The 20290-nt window shown below is 43.9% G+C and carries 20 protein-coding genes; 16 read left to right on the top strand and 4 right to left on the bottom strand.

From position 1 onward, the window contains the following. The first annotated feature begins 114 nt into the window (after window positions 1–114). The 8 genes from NST47_RS20820 to NST47_RS20785 all read left to right on the top strand — a co-directional run bounded on the left by NST47_RS20820 (window position 115) and on the right by NST47_RS20785 (window position 8469). Window positions 115–495 (top strand): hypothetical protein, encoded by a 381-nt coding sequence (locus NST47_RS20820; protein ID WP_341156837.1) that lies wholly within the window; start codon window positions 115–117, stop codon window positions 493–495. Beyond that, entirely contained in the window at window positions 416–2047 is a 1632-nt protein-coding gene (locus tag NST47_RS20815; protein WP_341156836.1) for a sensor histidine kinase, read from the top strand. Before NST47_RS20820 ends, NST47_RS20815 begins: the two co-directional genes overlap by 80 nt. After that, window positions 2040–3659 carry a response regulator gene (locus NST47_RS20810; protein WP_341156835.1) on the top strand — a complete coding sequence of 540 codons (1620 nt, stop codon included), beginning with the start codon at window positions 2040–2042 and terminating at the stop codon, window positions 3657–3659. The genes NST47_RS20815 and NST47_RS20810 overlap by 8 nt, the downstream gene beginning before the upstream one ends. A gap of 158 nt (window positions 3660–3817) precedes the next feature. Next, window positions 3818–5173 (top strand): ABC transporter substrate-binding protein, encoded by a 1356-nt coding sequence (locus NST47_RS20805; RefSeq protein WP_341156834.1) that lies wholly within the window; start codon window positions 3818–3820, stop codon window positions 5171–5173. 53 nt (window positions 5174–5226) lie between these two features. Beyond that, on the top strand, window positions 5227–6123 hold the full coding sequence (locus NST47_RS20800; protein WP_341156833.1) for a carbohydrate ABC transporter permease: 897 nt from the start codon (window positions 5227–5229) through the stop codon (window positions 6121–6123). 13 nt (window positions 6124–6136) lie between these two features. Further along, a complete protein-coding gene (locus NST47_RS20795) occupies window positions 6137–6982 on the top strand; it encodes a carbohydrate ABC transporter permease (protein WP_341156832.1) in 846 nt (281 codons plus the stop codon). 18 nt (window positions 6983–7000) lie between these two features. After that, window positions 7001–8293 (top strand): FAD-dependent oxidoreductase, encoded by a 1293-nt coding sequence (locus NST47_RS20790; RefSeq protein ID WP_341156831.1) that lies wholly within the window; start codon window positions 7001–7003, stop codon window positions 8291–8293. Between the two features lie 47 nt (window positions 8294–8340). Further along, the gene (locus NST47_RS20785) at window positions 8341–8469 is read left to right on the top strand and encodes a hypothetical protein (protein WP_341156830.1); all 129 of its coding nucleotides are present in this window, start codon (window positions 8341–8343) and stop codon (window positions 8467–8469) included. Window positions 8470–8568: 99 nt separating this feature from the next. On the opposite strand, the gene NST47_RS20780 is transcribed toward NST47_RS20785, so the two are convergent. Beyond that, a complete protein-coding gene (locus NST47_RS20780; protein WP_341156829.1) occupies window positions 8569–9438 on the bottom strand; it encodes an AraC family transcriptional regulator in 870 nt (289 codons plus the stop codon). A gap of 267 nt (window positions 9439–9705) precedes the next feature. Here NST47_RS20780 and NST47_RS20775 point away from each other — a divergent pair, with 267 nt between their 5' ends. From NST47_RS20775 to NST47_RS20755, 5 genes are all read left to right on the top strand, one after another. Beyond that, entirely contained in the window at window positions 9706–10701 is a 996-nt protein-coding gene (locus tag NST47_RS20775) for a zinc-dependent alcohol dehydrogenase (RefSeq protein WP_341156828.1), read from the top strand. A gap of 4 nt (window positions 10702–10705) precedes the next feature. Further along, on the top strand, window positions 10706–11698 hold the full coding sequence (locus NST47_RS20770) for an alcohol dehydrogenase catalytic domain-containing protein (RefSeq protein WP_341156827.1): 993 nt from the start codon (window positions 10706–10708) through the stop codon (window positions 11696–11698). A gap of 208 nt (window positions 11699–11906) precedes the next feature. Further along, a complete protein-coding gene (locus NST47_RS20765) occupies window positions 11907–12434 on the top strand; it encodes a helix-turn-helix domain-containing protein (protein WP_341156826.1) in 528 nt (175 codons plus the stop codon). A 48-nt stretch (window positions 12435–12482) separates the two neighbouring features. Beyond that, window positions 12483–12839, top strand: coding sequence for a hypothetical protein (locus NST47_RS20760; RefSeq protein WP_341156825.1), 357 nt, complete (start codon window positions 12483–12485; stop codon window positions 12837–12839). Between the two features lie 21 nt (window positions 12840–12860). Then, window positions 12861–13649, top strand: coding sequence for a DUF3891 family protein (locus NST47_RS20755; RefSeq protein ID WP_341156824.1), 789 nt, complete (start codon window positions 12861–12863; stop codon window positions 13647–13649). 81 nt (window positions 13650–13730) lie between these two features. Here NST47_RS20755 and NST47_RS20750 read toward each other — a convergent pair whose 3' ends face one another. After that, entirely contained in the window at window positions 13731–14153 is a 423-nt protein-coding gene (locus NST47_RS20750) for a VOC family protein (protein ID WP_341156823.1), read from the bottom strand. 62 nt (window positions 14154–14215) lie between these two features. Continuing rightward, window positions 14216–15097 carry a helix-turn-helix domain-containing protein gene (locus tag NST47_RS20745; RefSeq protein ID WP_341156822.1) on the bottom strand — a complete coding sequence of 294 codons (882 nt, stop codon included), beginning with the start codon at window positions 15095–15097 and terminating at the stop codon, window positions 14216–14218. Between the two features lie 270 nt (window positions 15098–15367). On the opposite strand from NST47_RS20745, the gene NST47_RS20740 reads away from it, so the two are divergent. Then, entirely contained in the window at window positions 15368–16150 is a 783-nt protein-coding gene (locus NST47_RS20740; protein WP_341156821.1) for a class I SAM-dependent methyltransferase, read from the top strand. A gap of 206 nt (window positions 16151–16356) precedes the next feature. Here NST47_RS20740 and NST47_RS20735 read toward each other — a convergent pair whose 3' ends face one another. Continuing rightward, window positions 16357–17388 carry a LacI family DNA-binding transcriptional regulator gene (locus NST47_RS20735; RefSeq protein WP_341156820.1) on the bottom strand — a complete coding sequence of 344 codons (1032 nt, stop codon included), beginning with the start codon at window positions 17386–17388 and terminating at the stop codon, window positions 16357–16359. Window positions 17389–17571: 183 nt separating this feature from the next. On the opposite strand from NST47_RS20735, the gene NST47_RS20730 reads away from it, so the two are divergent. Then, window positions 17572–18876, top strand: a complete 1305-nt coding sequence (locus NST47_RS20730; protein ID WP_341156819.1) for a hypothetical protein — start codon at window positions 17572–17574, stop codon at window positions 18874–18876. 81 nt (window positions 18877–18957) lie between these two features. Then, complete coding sequence (locus NST47_RS20725; protein WP_341156818.1) at window positions 18958–20289, top strand: ABC transporter substrate-binding protein; 1332 nt, start codon at window positions 18958–18960, stop codon at window positions 20287–20289. Window position 20290: the final 1 nt, after the last annotated feature.

Genomic DNA, 20290 nt, shown 5'->3' with positions numbered 1-20290 from the left:
ATTTTTGATTAAACCGATTATACCATTGAAAAGTAATCATGTGCATGCACGAATGCTAAATAAAATACAAATCCAAGTTGGGATGAACAAGGAGGGACAGCAATTTAAAATTAAATGAATGGATCAGTTGAGAGTATAGTTTCATTGCATATGAAGGCTAGAAATTTGCTGTCGAAAAAGGATTTCCTTGTGATTTGTGGAATAACGGTAGGTGAATATGACATGCTCAAAAATGGAGGTAATCATCATCTTGGATTTGCAGAAGTTTCAACGATCATTTCAAACCATTCGTTCCCGCATCCTTCAGCTTTTGTTCGTTTTTGTTCTGGTGCCCATTGCGATCCTGTTGATCTTATACAACTTGTCTACCCAAAAGGCGGTAAGAGAGGAAATATATCAAACCCATATTCAAACTTTGGAAACGAAGAGCAGCAGTATCGAAAAGATGGTGGACGCGGTGTTGTCCGCCTCGAATTTAATTGGTCAGGACAATAGAATCAACGAAATGATCAAGCAATACGAAGATCGGGAACTGACTGCCTTTAACCGAAACCAACTGACCCAGGAAATGATTCGAAAGCTGACGGATGTCAAAAATTATATATTGCCCGGAGAAGGTGAAATTACGCTAATCGATACCCGTGGTGCCATTTATAGTACGGCCTCGCTTACCGATTCCAGATCTATCCCAGAAATACAGGACATGGACTGGTATAAGAAAACGGTCCAAATGAATGGTCATGTAAATTGGTTTGCTACGAAGCGGAATACTGACTTTGCAGAAAAGGACAAGTCCTATTTCTCTATGGCGCGCGTGTTGAAGTTTGGTTACGCAGATTCCTTGCAGCTTGTGCTCTTGATTCACATGCGTACTTCCGCTTTTTTGAGTACGCAGGAAATCAAACAGGATTTTGGAAATCCCTTCTATTTATCCTCCAATAGCGGTACGATCTATATTTCAAATGATGAAAATTGGATTGGACAACAGCTTCCAACTGAGCTTTTAAAAGCCTCTATGGATCGCCAGGAAACGGCAATCCAGCTTATTGGGCAGCCAAGCTATGCGATGGGGTATAAACTGCCTAATTTTGATTGGAAACTCATTATGCTCTATGATCAGAGTTTATTGAAGGACCGATTATCACAAGCTCAGAACAGCTTGTTCCTAATTTCCGGTCTATTTGCTGCCCTATTCATTATCCTGATGTTCTTTTTTTCTATGATGATCACAAAGCCACTCAGTAAACTAGCTCATTCGATTCAAGTACTCGATAGCGGCAATTTGGAGGTTCGTGTTCTGTTATCAGGGGCTTATGAAATTAAACTGCTGACCAAGCATTTTAACCAAATGGTATTGCGGCTTCGTGATAGCATTGAAAGAAATAAGGTGGAGCGAAGGAAAAAGGAAATTGCCAGATTTCAAGCGCTTCAGGCGCAAATCAATCCGCATTTCTTGTTCAATACCTTAAATACGATTAAATGGACAGCCTATATGAGCGAAGCCCCCCATGTAGCGGAGATGGTATCCAAGCTGGGAAGATTATTGGAGAAATCATTTCAACAGCACGGAGATCTGGTAACCATTCGGGAAGAGGTCGAGCATTTGGAGCTTTATTTGGATTTGCAAAACATGAGATTCAATAACAACTATACGCTCCACCTGGAGATGCCGGATTTTCTTATGGAAAAATGTGTTCCCAAGCTAACTCTCCAGCCGATTGTGGAAAATTCCATTCGACATGGCTTTGAGGACGGTTCTGTTCAAGGGGAAATAAGGCTGAAGGGAAATATTGAAGGCACCTCCTTTCAATTGGTGATCGAGGATAACGGAGCAGGGATGAAGTCTCAATCTACAGAATTGCTGCTTGAACATTCGGAGGGGCCTGCGGAATTTCAATTTTCTGGCATAGGCTTAAAAAATGTTCATGACCGCATTCAATTACATTACGGCAAGGAATACGGTCTGAGTATTTCAAGCCAAATTGGCGTTGGGACAGCGGTATCTATTCTATTGCCATTGAAGGGAGCAGACGAAGAGCATGCTTAAGGTACTTATTGTGGAAGACGAGATGATTGTTCGGGTAGGCATTAAATCGATGATACCATGGACGGAGCTGGGGTGCGAGCTGATAGGTGAGGCGGCTAATGGTTCACAGGCACTGGACATGGTCCATAGCCACCAACCGGATGTCGTGCTGACGGATATCCAAATGCCGGTCATGAATGGCATTGAGCTGATGAAGCAATTGAAGGAGCAATATCCTCACATTCAAGTGATCATCTTAAGCTGTCATAACGATTTTGAATATGTACAGCAAGCCTTGAAGCTCGGGGCTGTTGATTATATTCTGAAGCTCTCCATGCAGCCTCAGGAGCTGCAAAACCTATTAATCAGAGTTAGGGATATAAAGAAAAAGCTGAAGGAAGAAGAACGGTCGGAAGCGCAAAAAATCCAAAAAATTCATATCAGTTCACAAGTGATGAAGCACAAGGCGATCATCGAAATGCTAGAAGGAAAGCCGCAGTCTCAGGAACAGTGGGCCGCTTCGGTGAAGGATTGGACCATTCCCCTCCACGATAGCATAGGCTTGATAGCTATTCGCATCGATGATTTGGAGAAAAAGCAGCAAGCGGGAACCTTAAAAAACAAAGAATTAACGGGCTTTTCCGTATCCAATATTGCTTTGGAGATTTTGCGTATGGAGCTAAGCGGCGATGTTGTGATCAACGAGCAGGGAATCGTCATCCTGCTTGCCAATTGTGGGAACCCTGAAGTCTGGGAGCATCATGCGCAAGCCGTAGCTGAGCGAATACAGGTCGTCGTGCACCAATACCTGAAGCTTTCTGTATCGATAGGAATTTCCGGAAAACTAGGAGACCCTTCGATAATCCCGGAAAATTATCGGACGGCTATTCGAACCTTGGAGTATACCTTCTATTATCCAAAATCGACCATTATCGGAAGCGATGTGCTTGCTACGGTTCGGGACCAGCCGATTTATTTAACGGAAGAAGAAGTAAGGCACATTGAGGATGAGCTGCTGCTGGAAAATAAAGAACAATTGCAGCTGATCATTCATGATGTGCTCCATCGTTTTTTGAATCCGACTGTTGAAGTCAGAAGGGCAAGGGCATTTTTCGATGACTTGCTGCTGCCTTTTTACAGACATTTGAAAAGGCTTGAGCTCTCCTCCATAGAGCTTCCTGAATTCAATGGCTATTACCCGAATGAAGCGGTCAGAAAGATCGAAACCTTGGCAGAATTGATACAGTGGTTTCTGGATTGGATCGGTTTTTATATCGATTTCTACAAGGTTCATGCGAACACAAGAATGCGCTCAGAAATATGGGCAGCAAGAGCCTATATGAATCGGCATTATCAACAAAAAATAGCTATTGCTGATATTGCCAGCTCTATTGGCCTATCAGAAGCTTATTTGAGCCATCTATATAAGAAGGAGACTGGGGAAAATCTGGTCGACTACTTGACCAAATATCGATTGGAGCAAGCCAAAGAGCTGTTGCGGAATTCCGATTTGCGGACCTACGAAATTGCCGAGAGGATCGGTTTTGCGGATGCGAATTATTTTTCCAAGCAATTCAAAAGGTACGAAGGAAGGAATCCGCTCGATTACCGAAATCAATTTTTAAAAAAATAATCCAGTATGGCCAATAAATATTACAGAAAAGAGAAGTTCCACTAAATGCACGCTTTTAAATTCAAAGAATGTTGCAGATTGTTGTGGGTATTATTCATTTAACGCCAAAACCGCTGCTATTATACTAAAGAAGTAGTTAAATAGGGAGGTTGATATAAATGATCACTAAAAAAAGAGCTGTATCTGCTGCGGCCATGCTTTTATCCGCAATGTTGGCCGTGTCAGGCTGCACCAGCAGTAACAGCGATGGACAAAGCGCAAAAGCTCCTTCTGCTGGAAACAAGGCTCCGATCAAGCTGAAAATATGGGGTGGAACACCAGAGGAAAACGGGCCGAAGCAGGTAGTCGAAAACTGGAATAAAGCTCATCCGGATATTCAGGTAGAGTATGTCCGATTCGTTAATGATGACGCAGGAAATACCAAGCTGGATACTGCCTTATACTCGGGCAAGGATGTGGATATATTTATTGGCTACGAACCCAGCCTCCGAAATAAGCGAATTCAGGCCGGTGTTGTAGAGCCGTTGGACGATTACATCAAAAAGGATAATTTCGATCTTGCAGGCAATTTTGGCAAGGGTAATACCGAAATCATTAATGGAAAAACTTACTATGTGCCGGCCCAGAAGGCAATTGACGGGATACTGATCAACAAAAATGCTCTGGATGAAATTGGGGAAAAGCTGCCTTCTGCAGACTGGACCTGGGAAGATGTCGCTACTTTAGCTAAGAAGCTAACTAAAGGAGAAGGGGAGAATAAACGCTACGGATTTTTGTTCGATTATGCAAAAGCCAGCTTTGAAAACACCATGGCTTTAAGTCAGCTGGGCGCCGATTATCAATATAAGCCCGATGGCACTTCAGCCTTTGACAACCCATTATGGAAGGACATCTTCTCACTTCAAGAGCGAATGGAGAAGGTTGATAAATCCACTTACCCCTATGGCGATGTACTAACATCCAAGCCTGCGCCTGACCAGGAGTTCTTAAAAGGCAAAGTGGCGATGATCTGGGGAGCCTTCCTGATTCGAAGTGTAAAAGATCTCCAAAAGTATCCTCACGATTTCGTAACGGCCGTCCTTCCAACACCACATATGACTAAGGGACAGCCTGGGTTTAATGGGTACGGTATGCAGGACTTCTTGTCCATCAGCTCCAACTCGCAGCAAAAACAAGCAGCATGGGAGTTTATTAAGTGGTATTCCACAGATGGCTATGAGCCGATGGTTCCTTTTGGCCGCGTCCCGGCTTGGACCAAATTTGATGTGAATAAGGTCATCGAAGCTACAGCTGGAGAAAACAAGCAGCTGTTCGATTTACCATCGGTGAAGGCCTATTATACCGGCGATTACAGGTTTACCTTCCCGAATGATAGCAATAAGGCACGGCCTGAACTGGCTAAGCTGCTGAAGGAAGAAACGGAGAAATTCCTTCTGAATAACCAAAGCATGGACAATACGATTGCCAACTTAAAAAAGAGAGCGGATGAATTCATCAAGGCAGCGAATAAATAAAACATGTGGCTGCACTTTATTCAGTTAGTCCGGTTTGCACAAGGAGGAAACGCATGCAAACATGGTTGCGCAAGCACAAAGAAGAATTGACCGGGTATTTGTTTGTATTGCCCAATATGCTCGGTCTTATCGGGTTGACCCTACTCCCTATCTTGTTCTCCGTTATGCTTAGTTTCACTGAATGGAATTTCCTGGCGGGATTCAGTGCTTTGAAATGGGTTGGTCTCGATAACTACAAGGCCATGTGGCAGGATCAGTGGTTTATCAAATCTCTGACAAATAACCTGATTTACGTGGCGGTCACTGTTCCATTGATTATGTTGATCGCCTTGCCGACAGCACTTATCCTTAATCGTAGAGTGTATCTCAAAAAGCTGATTCGCCTAATGATTTTCATGCCCTACGTTTCAAGCGTTGTGGCTGTATCTGTTGTATGGGGCTTGCTGTATCGTCCGTCGGACGGCATCATCAATTCCTTCCTGAAAGGGGTCGGCATCAGCGATCCCCCAGGATGGATTTCCAGTACAACCTGGGCGCTGCCAGCCATTATCATTATCGGCGCATGGGGTCTTATCGGGTATACGATGGTGCTTTACTTGGCAGGGCTGCAGGGCATACCACAAGATCTGTACGAGGCTTCAGATGTAGATGGAGCCAGCCCATGGACTCAACTGCTGCATGTTACGATACCTATGCTTCGGCCAACTACGTTCTTTATCGTGATTACCTTAATGATTACAACCTTTCAGGTATTCGGAACCATCTATATGCTTACACAAGGCGGTCCTGCCAATAGTACTTCCATGTTATCTTATTATATCTACATTTCAGCATTTCATTTCTACAAATTCGGTTATGCGGCTGCTATGGCATGGGTTTTATTCTTGATCTTGCTGTGCATAACCCTGCTTCAATGGAAACAACAAAAAAAATGGGAAAATGATTACTAGGGTGGAGATACTTATGAACAAAGCGTGGGCACAGGCAGGACAGGTAGGCTTAAAAGGGATATATACCGCCATCATGATTCTATTTAGCTTAGCAATGATTCTTCCCTTTCTATGGATGCTGTCCACGTCTTTTAAGCTTCCGATCGATGTGTTTAAGTACCCCATGGAATGGATTCCTTCTCGGCCTACATGGGATAATTATCGGGAGGTGTGGTTTGGTAAATATCCGTTCCACATCTACTATTTAAATTCTTTAAAGCTTACCTTGATCACTGTGGCAGGAACCTTAATCAGCAGCTCGCTGGCGGGGTATGGCTTTGCCAAAATTCAATTCAGGGGCAAAGAATTTTTATTTCTAGCCTACTTAGCCACATTAATGATTCCCAATCAAGTTCTCTTAATACCGAGATATATTTTGTTCGATTGGTTGAATATGGTGAATACACACTGGGCGATCATTTTGCCGGGCATTACGAATGTGGTGAGCACCTTTATGATGAGGCAGTTTTATCGAACGATTCCTAACGATTATCTGGAGGCGGCGAAACTCGATGGAGCAGGCCACTTCTATATATGGCTGCGCGTTTTTACACCGCTTGTTAAGCCTGCTTTTGTCACCGTAATTATTTTGAATTTTATTTGGCACTGGAATGAATTTGAGAGTCCGCTTATATTTCTGCAGGATAAGGATCTATACACAATTCCGTTGGGAATTACGAATTACACCGATGAGTTCGGAACGAATTATAGCTTAATAGCCACTGCTGCTTTTTGTGCGCTTATTCCTATGCTGACCGTATATACGATTTGTCAAAAATGGATCGTCGAAGGAATAGCCAGCTCCGGCATTAAAGGTTAATCAGAGAGGATAGATAATATGAATCATCCAACAAATGAATCGGTTATAGAGAAGGAAAGGAAGCTGGAAATAGCTGCTTATTACGATACAATTGTATGCGGCGGTGGACCAGCGGGTATCGCAGCAGCGATATCTGCTGCCCGGAATGGAGCCCGAACACTTTTGATTGAACTATCGGGCTGCCTGGGAGGCATATGGACTTCCGGCAACTTATCCATTGTACTTGACGGAGGCGGTAAAGAAGGGATTTTTCGCGAATTATTAGATCGTTTGGAGCAGGAGCAAGCTTACCTGCCGACTGGCTATAAATCCGAGTTCACTTATGATGCGGAAACCATGAAGCTGCTGCTTGAGCAAATGTGCATGAATGAAGGGGTGGATATCCAATTGCACACCCGCGTAGTGGAAACGGTAACGACAAACCGCCATATTGATGCGGTTGTCACCGAAGGACATAGCGGAAGGCGAGCGCTACGCGCTAAGGTCTATATAGATGCAACGGGTAGCGGAGATTTAGCCGCTAGTGCCGGATGCTCTTATGAAACCGGCCATCCGGTAACAGGCAAGACCCAACCGGCCTCTATGCTGGCAATCATCAGTGGTGTGCCCAAGAGTCAGGAAAATACTAGCGTGCCAAGTAAACATCAGGAGTTTCGCGAATTTCTGCGCACAGCAGGCATCGAACCCAGCTACCAGTCTCCCTGCATATTCCGCCTTCCGCATCCGGACCTCTGCTTCATCATGATGAATCATGAATATGGGGTGAAATGCGACTCCACAGAGGACATCACAAACGCAACCGTGAATGGCCGCAAGGAAATTTACGATGCGGTGAAATTATTAAGGGAAGTCCCAGATTGGGAAGAAGTGCGGCTGGTCTCAACCTCCTCCCATATTGGCATTCGGGAAGGGCGCCGGATAACGGGCCTCTACAAATTAAGTGCCGAAGATTTGCGGCAAGGCCGAAAGTTTGAGGACGGGATTTGCCTCGTACGCTTCCAGGTCGATATTCATGCCTTGCAATCTCATGATAAGATCGGCTATAGCAACGAGAATGTCGTTTCCAAGCCGTATCAAATTCCTTATCGCAGCCTCGTCGCGATGGACATCGACAATCTTGGTTTGGCTGGTCGCAATGTAAGCGGTGATTTTTGGGCTCATGCTTCTTACCGCGTGACTGGAAATTCGGTACCAATGGGTGAGGCAATCGGTTTTGCTGCAGCAACGGCAGCGAAACTGGGTTGCAGACTTGACGAAGTGAGCGGAAGCGCTGTTTCCGAATATATGAGCAATCAGGGCTACGAGTTGTAAAGTAAGATCCCGGGGGCATGCCCCCCGGGATCTTACTTTATCTTATTATGGGAACAAGCATAATCGCGGAAAATACGGAACGAGCCTTTGAGGAAACGACTATGGAGCGTAAATCGGCCCAATCTGCGGACTCCCCATGGAAACGAATTTGCAACAGATATGGACAAAACGCCTAACCACTTACCAGATCAGCGGTCAGACGATAAAAGCTTGGCGCACTGGCAAATAGGGCTATCGCCTGCGATCCAGATGAAGGAATATCTTCACATTCGGTTCTATGAGAGACTGGGGGTGAAAGTCACCTGGTCTACTCGATTTTGTTTTCTCCACAAGGAGGGATTTACTTCGTATCTTTGCTTAAATAGCCGACTGAAGTAGTGGATGCTTTGAAAGCCAACGGCATCGCTAATTGCCTGTACGGGCATTTGTGTTGTAGATAAAAAACAGGCGGCTGCATTCAAGCGCAGATCATGAAGGTATTGAAGCGGTGTTCTGCCGGCGATTTTGTGAAATAAACGAATAAAGTAGGAAACGTCTAGGTAGGCTTGGGAAGCTAATAAACTGACTGTCATCGGATTTTGATAGTTGGATTCCATGTAGCGCATGATCTTCTGAATCCGTTGGTTGGCATCTTCGATATCCCGGAAGGCCTCTGAAGACTGGGATATCGCCCGAAGCGCGTGTGCCTCTAGAAAACATGTAATGAGTAGAAGCAGCCGACGAATGTCCAATAGCATGAGGTTTTCGGCAATAGATTGATAAGGGCTCTGAGGATCGCAGCTATCCCACATCCTGTAGGCAGTCTGATAAATCGGGACGAATGCAGAGAGCTGCGGGTCTTTATTGGACTGCACCCCATTCCATAAGCTTGCATGTACAGGACTCGGAAATTCTGTGGAGCCCTGCATGTCAAGTTCGATGTATCCAAAACGGCAGACTTCCGATTGCTTGACTAATATATGTGGAGTATTCGGTGGCAGCAGGAAGAGAGCCGGTGCAGCTGACAGGTAGGTTTGGCCCATCCATTGAAGCGCGACCACACCATCTGAGATGAAGAGGATTTCATGATAGGGATGAATGCCCCCGCCATTTTCCTTGCTCAGAACCCCTGATAAATCTACCGTATCGATTTTACGCAAATACATGGCAGCTCTCCTTGAACATGAGCCCAGTTGATTTCCTCATGGCTCATAATGTAATCTCCTTAAATTTTACCATATAAAAAGTGTCAATGAATCACCTTGACAGGTGGAAAAGTCGATTTTGTGCAAACCCTAATAGGGAAGACCGATCAGATAACGGAATAATTCGTGACAATAGTCAGGAAGTCAAATACATTATGCAAAGACAATGACAGCGTTTCCCTATAAGCTGGTATCATATCCAAGCGATAAGAGAGGGAGATGCTACCAATGAGAACGAAAATGAAAATGCTGCAAATTGTCGGCCCCGGCGAGTATGCAATCATTCATGCGGATGTGCCTCAAGTCAAGGATCATGAAATCTTGGTGGAAATTGAAATCGTAGCTACGTGTCCACGCTGGGACTTGAGCATGATGGGTGGAAAGCATATGTTCGATGCTTCTAAAGGACTCGAATATCCTCTTCCACCGGGATGGCCGGGACATGAAGCGGCAGGTATTGTAAAGGCGGTAGGCAGCGGTGTGGTTGGCTATCAAGTGGGTGACCGCGTTGCGTCGCTTGAGCATATAGCGGGAAATGGTGCTTATGCCGAATATTTATGTTACCGTGAACATGAGCTGATCAAGCTGCCGGATTCGATCTCGTTCAAACAGGCTGTATCGTTCGAACTGCTGAAATGCGTTATGATCGGGCTCTTGCAGCTCGGCGATTTGCGCGGTAAATCGATAGTAGTCTCTGGTCTCGGGCCAGCCGGTATTCTTGCGCTGCAAATGGCGCGAATCTGGGGTGCCTCTGAAGTCATTGGTATCGATCTGAACGAACAGCGCATCCGTTATGTGAACGTAGTGGGAATCGGTGAAGCTGTGCACCCCGACGAGCTTGGCAGCCGTCGTTTTGATCTTGGATACGACTGCGTGGGCGCGGCTCCGTCCGTGCAAAATCTGCTTCGTATCGTCGATCGCCATGTTGTTGTTTTCGGTGTTTTGAAAGGTACGGTGCAGTACGAGGACCATTTGTGGTTCAAAGGCATGAAGCTGGAATCTTATCAATACCGTCGTTTCAATGAGCGTGATCGGGAATTGTTGATCGATGCTGTGGCCAGTAAAGGCCTGAACATGGAGTGCATTCAAACGCATCATGTTCCATTCACACAGTATCAGGAAGCAGTTGAATTGTTGAAATCACAAACCGCGATTAAAGTGCATTTTTATCCGGGTACTGACTTTGTCTCCGATGGACTTGGGAATGCAACCAGAGAGGAGTAGACCAATGATAGGAAAAGCAGTTGTTTTTACGGATCGATTGAAGGTGTCTGTTCAGGAGGTGGAAATTCCGGAACCGCGTCATGATGAGGTTGTCATCGACGTGGAGCTTTCCTGGATCAGTAATGGGACCGAATCGTCCTATCTGCGTGGGGAACGCATTGCCGGGGATACGCCTTACCATTCGAATGCAGCCTGGCCTTTCCCGATTGTGGCCGGATATCAGAAGGTAGGTGTAATCCGACAAGTAGGCTCCGAGGTGTCGGGGTTGCAGGTCGGTGACCGCGTATTTGCTACCATTAGTAGAGTGTCGGGCATGTTTAACCCATACGGTGGCCATATTAGCCCAGCAGTGACTGCTGCGGATCAGGTGTGGAAGCTGCCTGAAGGGGCGAGCTCCATCGATTACTGCGGTCTTGTTCTGACCCAGGTTGGGTATAACTGCGGTATGCGGGCACCTGTAAGAGATGGCGACTGTGCCATTGTTATCGGGGATGGCCTCGTAGGTCATTGGACAGCGCAAACGCTGCTGAATCGCGGAGCTCAGGTATTGGTCCTGGGGCGTCATGATGATCGTTTGCGGTATTTGCCGGAAAAGGCAGCTGGCGTTAATACGAGAACCCATTCACTCATGGAAGCTGTAAGCGACTTTATTGGTGCTGACCGAATCGCTGTACTGGTAGATACAGTAGGTGATTTGAATGCCGTCGAGGAATGTTTGCCGCACTTTAGACGTAACGCTCATTTTGTGTCGGCCGGTTTTTACGGATCATCAGGAAAGATTGATATCCAGAAGCTCCGCGACAAAGAAATAACACTGCATGCACCTGCCGGATGGACTAAGGAACGTATGGACGCAACGCGCGATGGGGTTCGTGACCAATGGCTGCAGACGGGTTCCCTCGTGACACATCGCTTTCCCGTGAATCGTGCTGACGAAGCATGGCAGTTGATTGTTGACAAGAGCGAGCCGAGTCTGGGAGTTATCCTGGAATGGTAGAAGCTCGTAAAATAAGGTGACTTAGGGACAATATTAAGACGCAGGCTGCCGCCAATTGTACAAAAGGCAGCCTGTGTCAATTTTACATACGGGTATTGTCATGATAAAAGAGGTGTTTGTTCCTACGCTCACGTAAAATTTGTGTTATTGAGAGAATTATATTATTATCATTATATAAAATGATAATGATTTGTTGGAGGAAGTCAAAATGAATAAAATGAATTTGCTTCTTCACCCGATTCGTATGCGGATTGTGCAGAAATTACTGCTCGGCAAACCTTTGACGATTGCACAGCTTGCTGAGGCACTGGGTGATATCCCTCAAGCCACTTTATATCGACATATGAGACTTTTGCTTGAGGAGCATCATGTTGAGGTCGTCGATACCCAAAAAGTTTCAGGCACGGAGGAGCGTATATTTTCTGTTAAGAAAGAAACCCTTGAGATTCCAGAAAGCGAAGTTGAAATGACGTCACAGGAAGATCATATGCATCATTTTTCTGTCTATCATACGAATCTGCTTCAGCAAGTGACCTCTTATTTGCTGGAAACACCGCCTGGTCAGTACAAGCAAGAAGGCTTTGCTTATTGGCAAACACCGTTGCATCTGACAGATGAAGAATTTCAGGAGTTGGTACTGACTATTAATAGTTGTATGGAGAAAGTTTATCAGCATGAAAAGACGCCCGAACGCACCACCAGAGTTTTTGCCGGCATGTTTGTTCCACAAAAGTAACCTTTGACAATCACAAATCTCAACATGGTAAAGAGGAGAGGGTAAAAGATGAGTGTTCAAGTTATTTTAGAGAATCACGAGGTCGTATTGAAAATTACAGGCTGGACGGCGCTTGCCAGTTTAAGAAAAGAGATTAAGATTCCATACGCTTCAATTCAAAACGTACAAATCGGAAATTTTGATTTTCCGTGGGGAGCTGTAAAAAGAGCCGGTATTTCTGTTCCATACGGCTATAAAGCGGGTAATTTCCTGCATGAGGGACACAAATATTTTTTATCCTTTCACGATTCTACTCAAGTAGTCATGCTCGATTTGAAAGAAAGTGAATTCGATAAGGTGGTCATACAGAGCCAAGCTCCCGAAGAACTGGTAGATCTTATTTCGAAAAATTGTAGTTATTTATAAACGAAAGGATGGTTTTCTACAATGATCGTCTATGAAAAACAAAATGCTTTTGTCATGATTACCCAACATGATCATGCGCATGTTTCCGGGAAGCTCGCATCCGAATTCAAAAACGATTTTTTTATTGATAAAGCACAACAAGATGAGTTTATTTATGCGGCTTATCAACACGATAGAGGCTGGATTGATTTAGATTCTGCACCATTTTGGAATGATGCCGAACATAAACCTTATTCGTTTCGTGATTTTCCGCTTAAACCAAGGTTTGTATTTTACAAAAAGGGAATTGATGAAATTCAAGAAGTAAGCCAATATTCGGCTTTGTTATGCAGTCTCTTATATACGACTTTATTTGAAAGAATCAAACAAAAGGACGTTCAGGAATATTTAAACATGGAATATGTAAGACAAAAGACACTCAAGAAGCTTTTAAATATGGATGACGAGCTCTCGTTGCCATTACACAAGCATTTAAGAGCGCTGCTTATTTGTGATGAACTATCCTTATTTTTGTGTATGCAACAACCGGGAACACCAACAGATCAATACGAATGGTTTGCACAGGGCCTTAATTATTCAATCGATCCTACTAATAAATCACAAGTCAGATGGAGAACGAAGGATACCATCGAATTAACCTATTTTCCTTTCCATTCGGACGTCGAAATATTGCTTCCATATAAAGAAGTCGATAAAGAAGACATTGTAACCTATGGGGTCTTAGAAGCGTACCACAAAACATCATGGAAGGAATTTAAAGTATTTTACAAGAGCATGGAAGTCTCTCAAGAAGACAGCGGCAGCATATAACATCGTGTTCCGTGCCGAATTCTGTTAAATCGACAAAGAACCCTCCGAATGTGGAGAGTTCTTTTTTAGAATGATTAGTGATTAACCGGTAACTTCCCACTCTGGATTCCAGACGACTTCCCACAAATGACCATCCGGGTCTTGAAAGTAGCCGGAGTATCCTCCCCAAAATGTGTCATGTGCAGGGACTGTTATTGTAGCACCAGCCTTTTTGATTTCCTCCATCACCGTATCCACTTCTTCTTTACTGCTCACATTGTGTCCGATAGTAAATTCAGTAGCGCTTGATCCCGTCTGAGTAATATTAGCGTCATGTGCGAGATCCTTGCGATTCCAAATTGCAAGCTTTAGCCCTGATTCCAAGTCAAAAAAAGCAACAGCCCCATGCTCAAACTCTGTGCCGATAATCCCTTTTGTCGGTAGCCCAAGACCATCGCGATAAAACTTTAACGATCTTTCCAGATCATCTACACCCAGTGTAAGCACCGTAATACGTGGTTTCAAAATAATGCCTCCTTTTTCGTTTACTTCACAGCTCACTTTCTTATATTAATCGACTTTAAGTATTAAGGATTGTAAAAATCGGACATGTTTCCAAACTCTCTGGCTGCAACAAGTGGTGATTCACCGTAAAATCGTTTGAAATCTCGTATCATATGCGCTTGATCGAAATACCCGTGGTTTAAGGCAAGCGAAGCTCCGTCTATCTTTCGCGGGCTCTGTATGACGTCAATAATTGCTTGAAACCGTACTATATCACAAAATCTCTTTGGGCTGGTTCCGATCCATTGATAAAAGATGCGGTTCATTTGCCGTGTACTAATCACTTCTTTGTAAGCTAATTCCTGTACACTCGTTTTTCCATCGGTTACAAATATGTGATGAAGCAAATTATGGATAAGGCTATCGTTCATCGATTTATGGGTCCGCATGCAAGAGAGCAGGTATTGTTCCATGATCTGAACACTTTTATAGGGAGATGGTTCTTCGAACACCCTGGATCCGATTTCATTATGCATCCCGGGCCAAACCAAGTCTATATCCACTAGAGAATTAGCAAATTCGTGCAGTGGAATGCCTAACAATGCATGGGCCCCACCTGGAAAAAATCGTACGCCGAACTTTCGAACGGGATGCTGCTGATCATAGGTAATTGTAAAGGACCCCTCAAAAAATCCCGAATACCGACTTCTAAATTGATTACGCTGAAGATCGTGCTCAAATATAATATCATTGCAGCCATCCGGTAGAACCCTGTCGACGGCTGCTTCATGCTGCATATTGAATAAAAGATTACAATCCTGATCTTGTCTTAGCGGTTCGGACAACCAATAGCAGGACACATAAGGAGATAGCAGCAGGGAAGGCGAGATTTCCATATATCGGTTGGTTACCACTCTGCCGCTTGCTTGTTTGGGCCGAAAAAGCGTATGCAATTGAACTTGCACCCATCGTCCCCCCGTCTGAGCAGTATGATCTCATGATATCATATTTCAGGATAAGAAGAGATTTGCTTAGCTTCTCCACAAACCTAATAACCATCCCCGCATCCAATTGTGGAGAAGGGAGGGGGGGCGACGAGTGCACGGTCTCCTCCTATTTACAGCTCCAACAATGTATGGTAAATTTAATTTAGTTTCATATTACGATATAATGTTTCACTAAATGAAACACATGCAATTCAGTAGCTCTGATCTGTAAATTAGGAGGAAACTACGATGGAAGATTCGATTAAAGATCAAGTGCAGAAGCAATTTGCTAAAAACGCCAGTAAATATGTCACAAGTATTCGTCATGCCAAAGGCGAAGATTTGTCACTGCTCGTCTCATTATCCAAAGCCGATACGAATATGGATGTGCTTGACATTGCGACGGGTGGTGGGCATGTAGCCAACGCTCTTGCTCCATTGGTTCATCGTGTGACAGCCTATGACTTGACCGAAGAAATGTTAACGAATGCCGCCGAATTTATCCGTGGAAACGGTCATTCTAACGTCGAATTTGTTAAGGGAGATGCCGAGCAGCTTCCTTTTCTTGACGCTTCCTTCGAGCTCGTTACGTGCAGGATTGCGGCGCATCATTTTCCCAATATCCCTGCTTTCGCTGAAGAAGCGCTCCGAGTCGTCAAGCCGGGTGGCAAGCTGCTGCTAATTGACAATGTAGCTCCCCAACTAGATAAATACGATCAATTTTACAATGAGATAGAAAAGCAAAGAGACCCCAGCCATGTTCGGGTGTGGAAAAAGTCAGAATGGATCAATCTCCTGGAAACCACAGGTTTCCGCATTGAGATGCTTGTTTGTTTCCCCAAACCTTTCCAGTTTCAAGACTGGTGCGAACGATCCGGGCTTCCTGACGAGGAAATAGCTTCGTTAGAGGCAAAAATGCTGCAAGTCCCGCAGGATTTCCAAGAGTTCTTTTCCATTCAAACCGATGAATCAGGCGGGCTATCGAGTTTTACAGGTGAAGCCGTTTATTTTCAAGCAATTCGTCCATTGTAAATATGGGAATAAAGTCAAGAGGATCCATTATTTATGGGGAAGGAACGGGTTATTTGATGTGGTCATCAGGGCTTTGCCGTATATCGATGTGACCGCCAGCAATATGTACATTTTTGCTGCACGGTATGAGGAAATCTGCTTGAGCACGGGCTCAGGCAGATTTTTTTGTGTTTTATAGGACTGCGATTCCCTAACCGGACGGACGTTTAATATATTTTACTGGATGTGCTGTCACGGACTATGAGTCTGGGAGTCAACTCGACATTAGCTATTTTCTTCTGATCGCGATGAATAATCTGATATAGATTTTCCATAGCGATTTCACCAATGCGATCCAGTTCTTCCTCAACGGTCGTCAGACGCGGCCTGATAAAATCAGAGAAGAAATGATTGCCGAAACCGATAATGGAGAGGTTTTTGGGAATTGAAATGCCGAGATCGAATGCCGCTGAATTAACGGCTAAAGCAGCGGTGTCACTTAAGCAAAAAATGGCATCGGGAACAGGCCTTCCCTGTTTGATAATTGCTGTAAATGTATCGTAACCCTTCTGCAGGTTTGTTTGATTCATTATAATATTGGAATCGTGAAACGTAAGGTCAAACTCTTCATACGCTTTTCGGATGCCTTCCAATCTGCGTGTGTTATGGTACCAGTTTTCATTTCCTCCCATAATCATAATATCACGATGGCCCTGATCCAATAAATATTTAGCGGCGAGGTAACCTCCTGTGCGATTATCGGTGGAAACAGAATTTTCGATCCGCGAGTCGGGGAATTTACCAATAATAATATAAGGAATATTTTCCTTTTCAAAAAGATGAGGGAAGCTGTCGTTGATTTCAACACCTATTATAATGAATCCATCGGCCTGATGGTTGTTTATGATCTTCAGATATTCGTTATCGTCGAGTTTGGCCGAAGTCACGATGGTCACGTTGTACTCATAGTGGGCGGCGACTTTCCCTATACCATAAAACACTTGTGGAAAAACAGGACTGATTAAAGCTCGGCTTACATTTCTTTCGGGTACAATCAAGGCAATATTCTTAATCGTTCCTTTAGCCAAAGTTTTAGCCGCTACACTGGGCCTGAAATTATATTGTTCAACAATTTCTTGAATTTTACGTTTAGTCTCCGGTTTGACCTTATCTGATCCATTCAATGCTCGGGAGACCGTGGATTTGTCAACATCCGCCAAGCGGGCAATATCTGCGATTGTAAATGGTTTTTTTTTCATGGATGTTCATCCCTCCCCAATAGTAGTTCCCCAAGTATATATATTGCGTTTAAATGAGGGTCAGTGTCAAGAGTGGAGAATTTTAAGAGAGCGCAGACTAAGAAATTCAGTCTTGTCAGAATATAAGGAAGCATGTATAATCAAAATACAACCGGTTGCATTTTGAATTTTGGGGGAGATTTTTTGTACATCAAAGAGATTGCGGCAAGCCTTTACCCGTGGGATATTGCAGACGAAGGAGTAGAAAGCTGTGTAGACAACTTAATACATTTATGTGATGTAAACAGTGTATACTTGGTAGGGCTAATGCACAAGGAAAAACGTCCGCTTGACCAATTATACTATCCACACAATCCTAAGCGAAAATTTTACATACCCGAGGATAGTCGGGTTTATTATCAAATGGACGAAGCCAATTTTGTCAAAACTCCATTGAAACCGCTTTATAGTAAGGAGACATTTTTAAAGGATAAGGATTGGTTAAAGGAATTAATCGGGTATGCACGTCAAAAGGGGTTGAAGGTCGGAGTTGAAATTTCCCATACTATATATGATGCGGATATTGCCGAACGCAAATATCCCGAAATCTTACAGAAAAATGTATACGGGATGCCTGTAGGCGGCGACAAGATCATTGACCAACGTATCCTTTGCCCGAATCATGAATATGTAAGAGAGTATATCAAAGCGCTCTTCTACGATACCGTGAAAAATAATGATATTGATTTCATTCAAAGCTGCCTGGTTATGTTTTATGAAGGAAGAGCGCTTCGGAACGAGCATGACAACGAAATAGCGAATGTGTTGGGTACTCTTCATGGAGGCTGCTTTTGCGAAAGCTGTGGCGTAAAAGCCAAACAAATGGGATATGATTGGGATAAAATCCAGCATGACATGAAAAAGCTCCATGATATTGTTACTGAACGTGAGTTGTCGGATATGATGACCTTAAGGCTTCTCGAACAAGGCAACTTATTAGCGACAGGGCTTTTGCTCGAGCATCCATCCTTTTATCAATGGTTAGAATTCAGAACGAGATCCATCACTGAGTTATTTAAAGATATTTATGAATCTATAAAGAAAGCGAATACAAAGGTCGAATTTCGCTATAATACTTATATTCGTTACCCCGAATTAGGAGGTATGAATTTTGCCGGCATCCGCAATTACGTTGATTCGGTAAGAGAATCCGATTACTCGGAGCAATCCGGCGATTTAAAGAGGCTGGAATTAAAACGCACAAAGATATTGAAAATACGCAGAGCTATCGGATATGATAAGGATCTTATTGCCGCTGTTGGCGTCCGAATGAATGCCAATGAGGACATCATCCGCGAGAGCTTAAAAATGCTTGCTAAAACAGGGATCGACGGCATCTCATTGGGGCATTATGATGGTGCGACTTTTGGACGATTGCGTGCTGTTAAAGAAGGGATGCTTGAGGGTGAAATCAACCTTCAAGAGCATGAGAATAAATCTAAACAATAATTAAAAAATTATTCAAAAAAAGTCGAAGTATACAAATATATACAACCGGTTGCATTCGAGAAATTATGGGAGGTTATTATTTTGAGATTCGTTCAACGTTATACAGGTATTCTTAGCTCCGCGGTACTTATATCTTCTCTTATTGCTTGCAGTAGCCCGACTCCGTCATCCAATAGCGGTACAGAAAATAAAACAGCGACTGATGCACAGAAGAAGCCAGTTACCATTCAATACACCTTTTGGGGCGACGCTGCTACGAAAGCGCTCCACGAACAATTAGCAGATACTTTTAATAAGAAAAATACAGGGGTTACCGTAGAAGCTATCCATGTTCCCGCATTTGATCAATATTTGCAAAAGGTACAAACGACGATGGCTTCAGGTACAGCGCCAGACGTTATTAATTTTGTGCACAATGATGTGTATTCCTTTGCTTCAAGAGATGTTTTATTCGATATGACGGATTGGATCAAGCGGGATTGGGACAAGGAGAAGCTGGGTGAAAACCTGCCCGATCTCATGGAGGGCATGAAATATGACGGCAAGCAGTATGCACTTCCCCGAAATGCAGGCGGATGGTATACATACTATAACAAGACCTTATTTGATAAAGCCGGTGTGAAATACCCGGATGAAAGCTGGACATGGGAAACATTGATTGAAGCTGGTAAAAAGCTGACGAACAATTCAACGAATGCAAACGAACGGACATGGGCCATCGCCTTTGATGCTAAATCATCCGCACAGCACATTAACTATATATGGCAATCGGGCGGGGATTACTTCAATAAAGATAAAACGGCACTTTTATTTGATTCTCCCAAGACGAAGCAAGGGCTTCAGTTTATGTATGACTTGATGTATAAGGAAAAAATCGCCCCGGAGCCAAGTGTGACGACAAGCCAAAAGCCGCTTGATTTATTCGCAGCCGGGAAATTGGCGATGGTTCAGGATTCTATGGGAAATATTCCGAGATTTACAGAAACTAAAGATTTAAAGTGGGGAATCGCGTACCTGCCTAAAGGTCCAGAAAACCGCTTTGGCAGAATCGGAGCAACCGGATTGGCTATTCCAAAGGGAAGTAAGAATAAGGAAGCAGCCTGGGAATTTATCAAATATGTAAATGGAGCTGAAGGACAGCAGCTACTGGCCAAGGACGGTTTCTCTGCACCTGTAAGAGAATCGATATTAAAGGACGAGAAGAATTTTTTACCGGCCGATAAATTCCCGATAGACCGGACTGTAGCTGTCAAGGGATACCAGGAATTCGGAAGGCTGCTGCCATTCCATAAAAATTGGACACAGATTGAAGCCATTGCCAAAAAATATTTGGATTTGTATTTTGTTAACTCCATGAGCTTGGACGAAGCCACCAAGAAAATAATGGATGAAGCTGCACCTTTAATGAAATAAA

Source organism: Paenibacillus sp. FSL H8-0034, from assembly GCF_038000305.1.
Classification (GTDB): Bacteria; Bacillota; Bacilli; order Paenibacillales; family NBRC-103111; genus Paenibacillus_S.
The sequence above is the reverse complement of the archived record's forward strand: the minus strand, read 5'-3'. Positions and strand labels throughout refer to the sequence as shown.

Bases quoted from the DNA above. Each gene is read 5' to 3' on its own strand.
- NST47_RS20775 (WP_341156828.1), top strand. From the start codon at position 9,706: ATGAGAACGAAAATGAAAATGCTGCAAATTGTCGGCCCCGGCGAGTAT.
- NST47_RS20785 (WP_341156830.1), top strand. From the start codon at position 8,341: ATGGGAACAAGCATAATCGCGGAAAATACGGAACGAGCCTTTGAGGAA.
- NST47_RS20790 (WP_341156831.1), top strand. From the start codon at position 7,001: ATGAATCATCCAACAAATGAATCGGTTATAGAGAAGGAAAGGAAGCTG.
- NST47_RS20780 (WP_341156829.1), bottom strand. From the start codon at position 9,438: ATGTATTTGCGTAAAATCGATACGGTAGATTTATCAGGGGTTCTGAGC.
- NST47_RS20805 (WP_341156834.1), top strand. From the start codon at position 3,818: ATGATCACTAAAAAAAGAGCTGTATCTGCTGCGGCCATGCTTTTATCC.
- NST47_RS20820 (WP_341156837.1), top strand. From the start codon at position 115: ATGAATGGATCAGTTGAGAGTATAGTTTCATTGCATATGAAGGCTAGA.
- NST47_RS20795 (WP_341156832.1), top strand. From the start codon at position 6,137: ATGAACAAAGCGTGGGCACAGGCAGGACAGGTAGGCTTAAAAGGGATA.
- NST47_RS20765 (WP_341156826.1), top strand. From the start codon at position 11,907: ATGAATAAAATGAATTTGCTTCTTCACCCGATTCGTATGCGGATTGTG.
- NST47_RS20770 (WP_341156827.1), top strand. From the start codon at position 10,706: ATGATAGGAAAAGCAGTTGTTTTTACGGATCGATTGAAGGTGTCTGTT.
- NST47_RS20735 (WP_341156820.1), bottom strand. From the start codon at position 17,388: ATGAAAAAAAAACCATTTACAATCGCAGATATTGCCCGCTTGGCGGAT.
- NST47_RS20760 (WP_341156825.1), top strand. From the start codon at position 12,483: ATGAGTGTTCAAGTTATTTTAGAGAATCACGAGGTCGTATTGAAAATT.
- NST47_RS20740 (WP_341156821.1), top strand. From the start codon at position 15,368: ATGGAAGATTCGATTAAAGATCAAGTGCAGAAGCAATTTGCTAAAAAC.
- NST47_RS20810 (WP_341156835.1), top strand. From the start codon at position 2,040: ATGCTTAAGGTACTTATTGTGGAAGACGAGATGATTGTTCGGGTAGGC.
- NST47_RS20800 (WP_341156833.1), top strand. From the start codon at position 5,227: ATGCAAACATGGTTGCGCAAGCACAAAGAAGAATTGACCGGGTATTTG.
- NST47_RS20755 (WP_341156824.1), top strand. From the start codon at position 12,861: ATGATCGTCTATGAAAAACAAAATGCTTTTGTCATGATTACCCAACAT.